This is a genomic window from Pseudomonas sp. MN1F, assembly GCF_009391885.1.
Classification (GTDB): Bacteria; Pseudomonadota; Gammaproteobacteria; order Pseudomonadales; family Pseudomonadaceae; genus Aquipseudomonas.
Genome location: NZ_VZII01000042.1, coordinates 69,223 through 81,436, shown reverse-complemented (window position 1 = coordinate 81,436; position 12,214 = coordinate 69,223). Strand labels below are relative to the sequence as shown.

Genomic DNA, 12,214 nt, shown 5'->3' with positions numbered 1-12,214 from the left:
ATTACTGCCGACAGGGTATCCTGTGGGCAGTAATGGAGGCTGCACATGCACATCTACAAAGTCGGCGGCGCAGTACGCGACCGCCTGCTCGGGCGCCCGATCAGCGATATCGACTGGCTGGTGGTTGGCGCCACGGTCGAGGAAATGCACGCCAAGGGCTATCGCCCGGTCGGCGCCGATTTCCCGGTTTTCCTGCATCCGAAGACCGGCGAGGAATATGCCCTCGCACGCACCGAGCGCAAGAGCGGACGCGGTTATGGCGGGTTCACTTTTCACGCCAGCCCGGACGTTACGCTGGAAGAAGACCTGATCCGCCGTGACCTGACCATCAATGCGATGGCCGAGGATGAACAGGGTGTGGTCTACGACCCCTACCACGGCCAGGCAGACCTTGAACAACGCATCCTGCGCCATGTTTCCCCCGCGTTTGCCGAAGATCCCTTGCGTGTACTGCGCGTTGCCCGCTTTGCCGCGCGCTACGCCCCCTTGGGCTTTCAGGTCGCCGAGGAAACCCTGGCATTGATGCGCCAGATCGCCCAATCGGGCGAGCTGCAGGCACTGACAGCCGAACGTAGCTGGAAGGAGATCGAGCGGGCGCTGATGGAAAGCCAGCCGCACGTGTTCATTCAGGTGCTGCGCGCATGTGGTGCTTTGAAAGAATTGATGCCTGAACTGGAACACAGCGCTGATACGCTGCCAGCACTACGCCGGGCGGCAGAGCATCAACAGCCGCTGGTTGTGCGCTGGGCGTGCTTGCTGCGCGGGCTGGAGCCAGCGGCGATCAAGGCGCTCAATCAGCGTTTCAAGGCGCCACGTGAATGCCAGGAACTGGCCGTGCTGGTGGGTGAATTTGCCGGGCACGCCGACGACGCTTTACAGCTAACGCCTGCAAACTTGCTGGAGCTGCTGCAGAAGTTCGACGTTTATCGGCGCCCGCAGCGTTTCGAGGACTTCATTGCCGCGTGTGAAATGGCCACCTGTGAAGGTTATCCACAGGGCGATTATCTGCGTGGAGCCGCCGCCGCAGCCCGGGCGGTGGATGTGAAACCGCTGGTGGAAGCCGGGTTGACCGGGCAAGGCCTGGGCGAGGCCCTCAAAGGTGAGCGGCTCAAAGCGCTCGAGGCTTACACGCTGGGCTGAGCCTACCGGCCCTTTCGCGGCTGAAGCCGCGAAAGGGCCGGTACAGGCTCACGCCTGAGTCAGCTGCAACCCCCGCCACTCGAAAGCAACCGGCGCCAACACCTGGTCGATCCGCGCCTCCTGCCACAACTGCGCCATGCTCTTCCCTGCCCCGGGATGCACAAGCTCCGGCGCCAGTAGCGACAACGGCCACAGTACGAAGGCATTCTTCAGGATCTCTGCCCTGGGCAGTACCAACCCATCGAAGGTGCCGTGCAAATCGTTGTACATCAGCACATCGATATCCAGCGGCAAACCCTTGCGGTCCGGCGCATAGCGACCATTGTCTGCCTCGATGAACTTGAGCCGGCGATCCAGTTCCATCAGCGGCAGATCAGTCTTGCCGGTGACCACGAAGTTGATGAACGGCCCGCTCTTGATCCCCACCGCCTGGCTCTCGAACGCCGGGGAGCATTGCATGTCGCTGAGGATCGCCGCCAACGCGTCAAGCCCCGCACACAAGTGCTGGTGGCGGTCGATATTGCTGCCAAGGCCCAGGTAAACCGTGCTTAGAGACATCCGCGCTCGATCTCCACGCCAACACCGCCACGGGCCGCGGGAACGGCGCCGGGCTTGGTCAGCTTCAGCCGCACCCACGGAATGTGGAATTCTTCCATCAGCGTCGCCACCAGGCGCTCGGCGAAGGTTTCCACCAGTTCGAAGCGCGCTTGCTCGGCAAATGCCTGGACCCGTGCCGAAACACTGGCGTAGTCGAGCGCCAGGTTCAGGTCATCACCCGCCGCTGCCGGGCGGTTGTCCCAGGCAAAACTCAGGTCCAGGCGCAGGCACTGGCGAATATCCCGTTCCCAGTCATAGGCACCAATGACGGTATCGACTTCCAGGCCTTCGATGAACACTCTGTCCAAGCACTTCTCTCCACAGCACGACAAGGGCGACTGGCGCCGTTAGAATCAGGGCGTCCTCGCCCGGAATAGTTAGCATGTTTTGGTTATTGGCGCTGCTCGCCTACCTGCTCGGCTCGCTGTCCTTCGCCATCGTCCTCAGCCGCCTTACGGGCAGCCCGGACCCGCGTTCCAGCGGTTCGGGCAATGCCGGCGCCACCAACATGCTACGCCTGGCGGGCCGTAAACTGGCGATCCTGACCCTGCTCGGCGACCTGTGCAAGGGCCTGTTGCCAGTTTTGCTCGCCCGCGCTGCCGGCCTTGGCCTGCAAGAGCAGGCCTGGGTCGGCGTGTGCGCCGTGCTCGGCCACCTGTTCCCGCTGTACTTCCGCTTTCGCGGCGGCAAAGGTGTGGCCACCGCCGCCGGCATGCTCATGGGCCTGTATTTCCCGGCCGCACTGCTGGCCATCGGCGCCTGGCTGCTGACCTTCTACCTCACCCGCACCAGCTCGCTGGCGGCGCTTGTCGCGACCCCACTGACCTTGCCATTGCTGGCCTGGCGCGAGCCGGAGGCGCTGCTGCCGATCGCTGTGCTGACGGTGATGATCGTCTGGCGCCACCGCAACAATCTGCGCGATTTGTTTGCCGGGCGCGAAAGGCATTTCTGACGCACCCGCAAGCCTTCACACGGGCGGCAGCTGCTCCATCGGCCAGCGTGCCTGCACGCTGATCGCCAGGTCCTGCTGCTGCCCGGCCAACAGGCGCTGACAACCTGCATAGGCGATCATTGCGCCGTTGTCGGTGCAGAACTGCGGACGCGCGTAGTACACGTTGCCCTTCAGACCAGCCAGCATGTCTTCCAGCGAGGCGCGCAATGCCTTGTTGGCGCTCACGCCACCGGCGATGACCAGGCGCTTGAGGCCGGTCTGCTTGAGGGCGCGCTTGCACTTGATGGTCAGAGTCTCCACCACCGCCTGCTGGAATGCCAGGGACACGTCGCAACAGGTTTGCTGGTTGTCGTCGCCAGCATGCTTGCATTGCTGCCAGGTGTTCAGGGCGAAGGTCTTGAGGCCGCTGAAGCTGAACTCCAGGCCCGGCCGATCGGTCATCGGCCGCGGGAAGACGAAGCGCCCAGGCACACCCTGTTCGGCCAGGCGCGCGATTTCCGGGCCGCCTGGGTAGTTGAGGCCGATCAGCTTGGCGGTCTTGTCGAACGCTTCGCCTGCAGCATCGTCGAGGCTCTCGCCAAGCAGTTCGTATCGGCCGATGCCATCCACCCGCACCAACTGGGTATGGCCGCCGGAAACCAACAAAGCGACGAACGGAAACTCCGGCGGGTTTTCCTCCAGCATCGGCGCCAGCAGGTGGCCTTCCATATGGTGCACGCCGATCGCCGGGATATCCCAGGCGAAGGCCAGGGCCTGCGCACACGAGGCGCCAACCAGCAGCGCACCAACCAGGCCAGGACCCGCGGTGTAGGCGATGGCGTCGATCTCGCTGGCGACGCAGCCGGCCTCCTCCAGCACCTGGCGGATCAGTGGCAGCATGCGCTTGACGTGGTCACGCGAGGCAAGCTCGGGCACCACACCACCGAACACGCGGTGCAGGTCGATTTGACTGAACAGCGCGTCGGCTAACAAACCGCGCTCACTGTCGTATAATGCGACGCCGGTTTCGTCGCAGGATGTTTCCAATCCCAGTACTAGCATGGGCTCGTCCCTTGTGGGGGCTGAATTCGAAGCCGCGCATGATAGTCCCCGTGCCGGGTGCCGACCAGCGGTTTTCGATCAGAGGCTTTGCATTCCGGCGTACTAAGGGTTAACATCCGCAACCCTTGAAAACCGACGTTCTCCAGCACACCTTTGTTTTGCCAGGAGCACGTCTACCCCGGTAATGAATTAAGGTAGCCCTGGATGCCAGCCGTCAAAGTTAAAGAGAACGAACCCTTCGACGTAGCTCTGCGTCGTTTCAAGCGCTCCTGCGAAAAAGCCGGTGTACTGGCTGAAGTTCGTAGCCGCGAGTTTTACGAGAAGCCGACCGCCGAGCGCAAGCGCAAAGCAGCTGCTGCTGTTAAGCGTCACGCCAAGAAAGTTCAGCGCGAACAGCGCCGCGCCGTTCGTCTGTACTAATACAGACGTTCTACGCTAGAGCTTCTGCCCTGCCCGGCTCACCGCCGGGCCGATGGCAGCGGTTTGCTTGACCTTGAGCAGCTAGCCCAAGGTGCCTGTCGCAACTTGCAGCGGGCAAATGGTTTCAAAGCGTCAGATCTGGTTTCGGCCAGTCGTGCACGTCCTGACTGACGAGCCCCCGGCGAAGCTGGAGGCTGGCGACGAGCACACACCCTCTCGCACTTCCCCTAGCATCACTCGCCCCGTTAGCGTTTAGACTTGCCAGTTGCCAGATGACGAGACTGCCATGGCCGGGCTGATTCCCCAAAGCTTCATCGACGACCTGATCAACCGCCTCGACATTGTCGATGTGGTGAGTTCGCGCGTTCAGCTGAAAAAAACCGGCAAGAACTACTCCGCCTGCTGCCCGTTCCACAAGGAAAAGACCCCTTCCTTCACGGTCAGCCCCGACAAGCAGTTCTACTACTGCTTCGGCTGCGGCGCCGGCGGCAACGCCCTTGGCTTCGTCATGGACCACGACAATCTGGACTTCCCGCAGGCTGTCGAGGAGTTGGCCCGCGCGGCCGGCATGGAAGTACCCAGGGAACAAGGCCGGCGCGACAACAAGCCGCGCCAGCCGACCGACTCACCGCTGTACCCATTGCTGGATGCCGCCTCGGAGTTCTACCGCCAGGCCCTGCGCAGCCATCCGACCCGCAAGGCGGCGGTTGACTACCTCAAGGGCCGCGGTTTGTCGGGCGAAATCGCCCGCGACTTCGGCCTGGGCTTCGCGCCGCCGGGCTGGGACAACCTGCTCAAGCACCTTGGCGCCGACACCCTGCAGCAGAAGGTGATGATCGACGCTGGCCTGCTGATCGAGAACGCCGAAAGTGGCAAGCGCTATGACCGCTTCCGCGACCGGGTGATGTTCCCGATCCGCGACAGCCGCGGGCGCATCATCGCCTTTGGCGGCCGGGTACTGGGCGACGACAAGCCCAAGTACCTCAACTCCCCGGAAACCCCGGTGTTCCACAAGGGCCAGGAACTCTACGGGCTGTACGAGGCACGCAAGCACAACCGCAACCTCGACGAGATCATCGTCGTCGAGGGCTACATGGACGTGATTGCCTTGGCCCAGCAGGGCCTGCGCAATGCCGTGGCCACCCTCGGCACCGCGACCAGCGAAGAGCACCTCAAGCGCCTGTTCCGCGTGGTGCCCAGCGTGCTGTTCTGCTTCGACGGCGACCAGGCCGGGCGCAAGGCCGCCTGGCGCGCACTGGAGTCGACCCTCTCGGCACTGCAGGACGGCCGCCGTGCGCGCTTTCTGTTCCTGCCCGAAGGCGAAGACCCGGACAGCCTGGTACGCGCCGAAGGCACCGATGCCTTCATGGCCCGGATCAACCAGCACGCACAGCCACTGGCCGACTATTTCTTCGAGCAACTGAGCAACGAGGCCGACCCGCGCTCGCTGGAAGGCAAGGCACACATGGCCACCCTGGCTGCACCGTTGATCGAAAAGATCCCCGGCGCCAACCTGCGTCAGCTGATGCGCAACCGCCTGAAGGAAATCACCGGCCTGGACCCACAGCAGGTCGAGCAACTGGCACAACAGGCCCCGGCGACCAGCAGCGTGCCAGACTACGACCCTGGCTATGACTACGATGCCATGGCCAGCTACACCCCCGACTACGGCGATATGCCACAGCACGACTACGCTCCCGCTCATCAGGAGCAGGAGTGGAAGCCGAACAAAGGCGGGGGCAAAAAGCAGTGGAGTGACAAGCCCTGGGACAAGAACCGCAAGGGCGGCAAGCCATGGCAGCAGCGCGACGAAGCACCGCCGCGGGTGCCGGCACCGGTCGAACCACCGACCCTGGCTGCCCTGCGCACCTTGCTGCACCACCCGCTGCTGGCCGGCAAGGTCGAGGATGCCAGCCACTTCGCCGACGAAGAGCACCTGTATAGCCAGCTGCTGGTGGCCCTGATCGAAGCTGCGCAGAAGAATCCTGGGCTAAGCTCAATGCAGTTGATCGCACGTTGGCACGGCACGGAACAAGGCCGCCTGCTGCGGGCCTTGGCCGAAAAGGAATGGTTGATCGTTGCCGACAACCTTGAACAACAGTTTTTCGACACTATAACTAGCTTGTCCGCCCGCCAACGCGAGCGCAGTCTGGAACAACTGCTCAGGAAATCACGTCAAAGCGAATTGACCAGCGAGGAAAAATCACAGCTCCTCGCCCTGCTGAGCCGGAATGTTCCCGCACAAACGCCGACCTCATCTGGCGCGTGAGGCCCATGCTCGGGTATAATCCTCGGCTTGTTTTTTGCCCGCCAAGACCTTCAGTGGATAGGGTGTTATGTCCGGAAAAGCGCAACAGCAGTCTCGTATCAAAGAGTTGATCACCCGCGGTCGTGAGCAGGGCTACCTGACTTACGCGGAGGTCAACGACCACCTGCCTGAGGATATTTCAGATCCGGAACAGGTGGAAGACATCATCCGCATGATCAACGACATGGGGATCAACGTATTCGAGAGTGCTCCGGATGCGGATGCCCTTCTGTTGGCGGAAGCCGACACCGACGAAGCCGCGGCCGAAGAAGCCGCTGCTGCGTTGGCGGCAGTTGAAACCGATATCGGCCGCACGACCGACCCGGTGCGCATGTATATGCGCGAAATGGGTACCGTCGAGCTGCTGACCCGTGAAGGCGAGATCGAAATCGCCAAGCGGATCGAGGAAGGCATCCGTGAAGTCATGGGCGCCATCGCTCACTTCCCGGGCACCGTCGACTACATTCTCGGCGAATACGACCGCGTCACCGCCGAAGGCGGCCGCCTGTCCGACGTCCTCAGCGGTTACATCGACCCTGACGACAACATCGCCGCACCGACCGAAGAAGTACCAGTACCTGGTGCCAAGGCACCTGCGGCCAAGGAAGAGTCGGAAGACGAAGACGAAGAAAGTGAAAGCGGTGACGACGAGGAAGAGACCGAAAGCGGTCCTGATCCGGTCGTTGCAGCCCAGCGCTTCGGCGCCGTTGCCGATCAGCTTCAGGTCACCGCCAAGGTCCTGAAGAAGCACGGCCGTGACGTCAAGGAAAGCATCGAGGCCCTGCAGGCCCTGGCTGACCTGTTCATGCCGATCAAGCTGGTGCCAAAGCAGTTCGACGTGCTCGTCGAGCGCGTGCGCGATGCCTTGAACCGCCTGCGTCAGCAAGAGCGTGCGATCATGCAGCTGTGTGTGCGTGACGCCCGCATGCCGCGTGCCGACTTCCTGCGCCTGTTCCCGAGCAACGAAACCGACCAGACCTGGTCCGGTGACCTGGCCAAGCGCAACACCAAGTGGGCAGCCGCCCTGGGTGAAAAGGACGCCGCCATCGTCGCCTGCCAGCAGAAGCTGATCGACCTTGAGAACGAGACTGGCCTGACCGTCGCCGAGATCAAGGAAATCAACCGTCGCATGTCCATCGGTGAGGCGAAAGCCCGCCGCGCCAAGAAAGAAATGGTCGAGGCGAACCTGCGTCTGGTGATCTCCATCGCCAAAAAGTACACCAACCGTGGCCTGCAGTTCCTCGACCTGATCCAGGAAGGCAACATCGGCCTGATGAAGGCGGTGGACAAGTTCGAATACCGTCGCGGCTACAAGTTCTCGACCTACGCCACCTGGTGGATTCGCCAGGCGATCACCCGCTCGATCGCCGACCAGGCGCGCACCATCCGTATTCCGGTGCACATGATCGAGACGATCAACAAGCTCAACCGTATTTCCCGCCAGATGCTGCAGGAAATGGGCCGTGAACCGACCCCGGAAGAGCTCGGTGAGCGCATGGAAATGCCAGAGGACAAGATCCGCAAGGTATTGAAGATCGCCAAAGAACCGATCTCCATGGAAACCCCGATCGGTGACGACGAAGATTCGCACCTGGGCGACTTCATCGAGGACTCGACCATGCAGTCCCCGATCGACGTGGCCACGGTCGAAAGCCTCAAGGAAGCGACCCGTGACGTGCTCTCGGGCCTGACCGCACGCGAAGCCAAGGTGCTGCGCATGCGCTTCGGTATCGACATGAACACCGACCACACCCTCGAAGAGGTGGGCAAGCAGTTCGACGTGACCCGTGAGCGGATCCGTCAGATCGAAGCGAAGGCGTTGCGCAAATTGCGCCACCCGACTCGCAGCGAGCATCTGCGCTCCTTCCTCGACGAGTGATTACAAACCCCGGCCCAGGCCGGGGTTTTTCTTATCCGACAAATAGTTGTGATCGGCTACTCGGCTGGCTCAATGCCAGTCTACACTCGACTTCAGACCAACTGAATGCGAGGCTGCTATGCCGCCGATGCCGGCCATTCTGTTGCTGCTCCTGATGCTGTGGAACACAACGGCCGGCGCCCTGACCCTGACAGACGAGGAAAAAACCTGGCTCGCTGCCCATCCGCAGTTGAGACTGGGCGTCGACGCTTCCTGGCCACCGTTCGAGTTTCGTGACCAGGAGGGCCGGTACCAGGGATTGGCCGCCGATTACATCGCCTTACTCCAGGATCGCCTGGGAGTAACCCTGAAACCGGTCGAGCCCAGCAGCTGGACCGAAGTGTTGCAGCAGGCGCGCGAAGGCCGTATCGACCTGCTGCCTGGCATCATGTCAACGCCGGAACGCCAGGGCTACCTGGCGTTCACCCGCCCCTACCTCGATTTCCCTATCGTCATCCTGGCCCATGAAGGCGGCCCACAACCGCGTACGCTCAAGGACTTGTACGGGCTGAAAATCGCCGTAGTGGAAAACTACGCGCCCCATGAACTGCTGCGTACCCACCACCCGGACCTAAACCTGGTGGCGATGCCGAATGTCAGCTCGACCCTGCAGGCACTCGCCACCGACGCGGTGGACGCCGTGGTCGGCGACCTCGCCTCGAGCATCTGGAGCCTGCGCCAGCTCAAGCTCGAAGGGCTGTATGTGAGCGGCGAAACGCCCTATCGCTATCAGTTGGCAATGGCCGCGCCCCGTGACCAGCAGGTACTGGTCGGCATCCTCGACAAGGTGATGGCCGACATGTCCAGCGATGAGCTCAGCCATATCCAGCAGCGCTGGGTCGGCAACGTGGTCGACCAGCGCAGCTTCTGGCGTGACACGCTGTTCTATGGCCTGCCTGCCGTCCTGCTGCTGATCGCCATTCTCGCCGTGGTCATCCGCATCAATCGCCGGCTCAGTTCGGAAATCTCCCGACGCATCGCCCTGGAGCAGGAACTGCGTAGCAGCGAATACCATTACCGCGGCCTGATCGAGAGCCTCTCGGCAATCGCCTGGGAGGCCGACGCCAACGACTTCACCTATAGCTATGTCTCGCCGCATGCCGAAGACCTGCTGGGCTACCCCCTGCACGACTGGCTCAAACCTGGTTTCTGGCGCAGCATCCTGCACCCCGACGATGCGCTCTGGGCCCAGGCCTTCTGCGAAAGTGAAACCGCCGCAGGTCGTGATCACAGCCTCGATTACCGCCTGGTGCGTGCCGACGGCCAGCCGCTTTGGATACGCAATATCGTCAGCATGATCGAACACGGCCACCGGCCGGTAATGCGCGGCCTGATGATCGACATCAGCGAGACCAAGCGCACCGAAGACGCCCTGCGGCTGTCGGAGCAGAAGTTCGCCTCGGTGTTCGAGCAGTGCCCGGACATTCTGCTGATCGCACGGCACAGCGATGGCGTGCTGCTCGAGGTCAATGACGCCTTCGAAGAACAGATTGGCCTGACACCGGGCGAAGTCATCGGCCGCACCGCCACCGAGCTCAATCTGTGGGGCGTCGAAGGCATGGGCCCGAGGCTTCTCGAACGCCTGCAGCAAGGCGGCCTGCGCAACCTCGAAATGACCTTCCGCCGCAGCAACGGCCAGTTGTTCACCGGCCTGACCTCGGCCGAAACTTTCGAACTCGACGGTACCCTGGCGCTGGTCGTGGCTGTTCGCGACATCAGCCAGCTCAAGGAAACCCAGCAACAGCTGCAGACCTCCGAGGAAAAGTTCGCCAAGGCCTTCCACGCCTCACCTGACGGCCTGTTGCTGTCACGCCAGAGCGATGGCCTGCTATTGGAGGTCAACGAGGGCTTCTGCCGCCTGACCGGTTACGAATTCAACCAGCCTATCGATCAGACCTCGTTCGACCTGGGGATCTGGGTCGACCTGAACGAACGCAAGCGCCTGATCGACCAGCTTGGCCGCGATGGCTTCGTGCGGGACTTCAGCTGCCACCTGCGCCGCAGCGACGGGCAGATTCGCCTCTGCGAGCTGGCGGCTCGGCCACTGCCGATCGGTGGTGTCGACTGCATGCTGACCATCGCCCGCGACATCACCGAACGCCACCTGATGCAGGAAAAACTGCAACTGGCTGCCACCGTGTTCGAAAATACCGCTGAAGGCGTACTGATCACCGACACCGACCAGCGCATCAGTGCAGTCAACCGTGCCTTCAGCGAGATTACCGGCTACAGCGAGATCGAAGCACTCGGCCAGACTCCGCGCCTGCTTGCCTCCGGTCAGCATGACAGCGCCTTCTACGCCGCCATGTGGCACCAGCTCACCGCTGAAGGGCACTGGCAGGGAGAGATCTACAACAAGCGCAAGAATGGCGAGCTGTACCCCGGTTGGCTGACCATCAGCGCCGTACGCAACAACGAACGCAACATCACCCACTTCGTCGCCGTGTTCGCCGACATTTCCAGCCTCAAGCATGCCCAGGCCAAACTCGACTACCAGGCCCACCACGACCCGCTGACCGGCTTGCCCAACCGCGCCCTTTTCGAAAACCGGCTGCAGGCTGTGCTGACCAGTGCGCAGGTGTACAACCGCCAAGGCGCCGTGCTGTTCCTCGACCTGGACCGCTTCAAACACATCAACGACAGCCTCGGCCACCCGGTCGGCGACCTGTTGCTCAAAGGCATCGCCCAGCGCCTCAAGGAGCAGGTGCGCGACGTCGATACCGTGGCCCGCCTGGGTGGCGACGAATTCATCATCCTGCTGCCCGGCCTGCACAAGCCCAGCGATGCCCATGCCATCGCCAACAAATTGCTGGCCTGCTTTGTCGCCCCGTTCCAGGCCGGCGAGCACGAGTTCTTCACCAGCGCCAGCATCGGCATCAGCCTCTACCCGCAGGATGGCACCGACGTTGCCACGCTGATCCGCAACGCCGACGCCGCCATGTACCGCTCCAAGGCCAAAGGCCGCAACCGCGTCGAAGCCTACACCCGAGACCTGACCGTGCAGGCCAGCGAACGCATCGCCATGGAGCACGAACTGCGCCGCGCGATCGAGCGCAACGAGATGAGCCTGAGCTTCCAGCCGAAGCTGAGCATCAAGACCCAGACCCTGGTCGGGGCAGAAGCGCTGATTCGCTGGAGTCACCCGACGTTCGGCGAAGTACCGCCCGAGCATTTCATTCACCTGGCCGAAGAGAACGGCAGCATTCTCCAGCTCGGCGATTGGGTGCTGGAGCAGGCTTGCCAGCAGATGCACCGTTGGAAAAAGAATTTCGAGCCCTTTGGGCCGCTGTCGATCAACCTGGCTGGCGCACAGCTGCGCCACCCCAACCTCGCCAAGCGCATCGAGCACCTGTTGAAGGTCTACCAGCTGAAAGCGGGCGACCTGCAGCTGGAAATCACCGAGAACTTCATCATGAGCCAGGCCGAAGAAGCCCTGGCCGTGTTGCACCAGCTCAAGCAACTGGGCGTGCAGCTGGCGATCGACGATTTCGGCACCGGATACTCATCACTGAGCTACCTCAAGCGCCTGCCGCTGGATATCCTCAAGATCGACAAGTCATTCATCCGTGGCTTGCCGGATGATCCTCACGACGCCGCCATCGCCCGCGCCATCATCGCGCTGGGGCGCAGCATGCAGTTGACGATCATTGCCGAAGGTGTGGAGAACCAGGCGCAGCAACGCTTCCTCGCCGCCGAGGGCTGCGAGCAGATCCAGGGCTACATCGTCAGCTTGCCCCTGCCACCCGATGAGTTCGCAGCGACGTTTCTTCGTATAGCACTGTCTGATCTTTCGGATGGCACGCTTTCAAAACCCTCGTTATAATCCGGGCACTTACTG

At 62.3% G+C, this 12,214-nt stretch carries 9 protein-coding genes; 6 read left to right on the top strand and 3 right to left on the bottom strand.

All coding sequences use genetic code 11. From position 1 onward, the window contains the following. Positions 1-45: 45 nt before the first annotated feature. Positions 46-1,140 carry a multifunctional CCA addition/repair protein gene (locus tag F6X59_RS21325; RefSeq protein ID WP_152957989.1) on the top strand — a complete coding sequence of 365 codons (1,095 nt, stop codon included), beginning with the start codon at positions 46-48 and terminating at the stop codon, positions 1,138-1,140. Between the two features lie 48 nt (positions 1,141-1,188). On the opposite strand, the gene folK is transcribed toward F6X59_RS21325, so the two are convergent. Both folK and folB read right to left on the bottom strand, forming a co-directional pair. Beyond that, entirely contained in the window at positions 1,189-1,698 is a 510-nt protein-coding gene (gene folK / locus F6X59_RS21320) for a 2-amino-4-hydroxy-6-hydroxymethyldihydropteridine diphosphokinase (protein ID WP_152957988.1), read from the bottom strand. Beyond that, positions 1,689-2,045, bottom strand: coding sequence for a dihydroneopterin aldolase (gene folB / locus F6X59_RS21315; protein WP_027917471.1), 357 nt, complete (start codon positions 2,043-2,045; stop codon positions 1,689-1,691). The genes folK and folB overlap by 10 nt, the downstream gene beginning before the upstream one ends. A gap of 74 nt (positions 2,046-2,119) precedes the next feature. Between folB and plsY the strand changes: the two genes are divergently transcribed. Beyond that, entirely contained in the window at positions 2,120-2,689 is a 570-nt protein-coding gene (plsY, locus tag F6X59_RS21310) for a glycerol-3-phosphate 1-O-acyltransferase PlsY (protein ID WP_152957987.1), read from the top strand. A 15-nt stretch (positions 2,690-2,704) separates the two neighbouring features. Here plsY and tsaD read toward each other — a convergent pair whose 3' ends face one another. After that, entirely contained in the window at positions 2,705-3,730 is a 1,026-nt protein-coding gene (tsaD, locus tag F6X59_RS21305) for a tRNA (adenosine(37)-N6)-threonylcarbamoyltransferase complex transferase subunit TsaD (RefSeq protein ID WP_152957986.1), read from the bottom strand. 204 nt (positions 3,731-3,934) lie between these two features. Between tsaD and rpsU the strand changes: the two genes are divergently transcribed. The 4 genes from rpsU (at position 3,935) to F6X59_RS21285 (ending at position 12,199) form a co-directional block, all read left to right on the top strand. Further along, complete coding sequence (rpsU, locus tag F6X59_RS21300) at positions 3,935-4,150, top strand: 30S ribosomal protein S21 (protein ID WP_003255575.1); 216 nt, start codon at positions 3,935-3,937, stop codon at positions 4,148-4,150. 286 nt (positions 4,151-4,436) lie between these two features. Continuing rightward, entirely contained in the window at positions 4,437-6,419 is a 1,983-nt protein-coding gene (gene dnaG / locus F6X59_RS21295) for a DNA primase (RefSeq protein WP_152957985.1), read from the top strand. Between the two features lie 67 nt (positions 6,420-6,486). Then, positions 6,487-8,337, top strand: coding sequence for an RNA polymerase sigma factor RpoD (gene rpoD, locus F6X59_RS21290; RefSeq protein ID WP_152957984.1), 1,851 nt, complete (start codon positions 6,487-6,489; stop codon positions 8,335-8,337). A 118-nt stretch (positions 8,338-8,455) separates the two neighbouring features. Continuing rightward, entirely contained in the window at positions 8,456-12,199 is a 3,744-nt protein-coding gene (locus tag F6X59_RS21285) for a bifunctional diguanylate cyclase/phosphodiesterase (protein ID WP_152957983.1), read from the top strand. Positions 12,200-12,214: the final 15 nt, after the last annotated feature.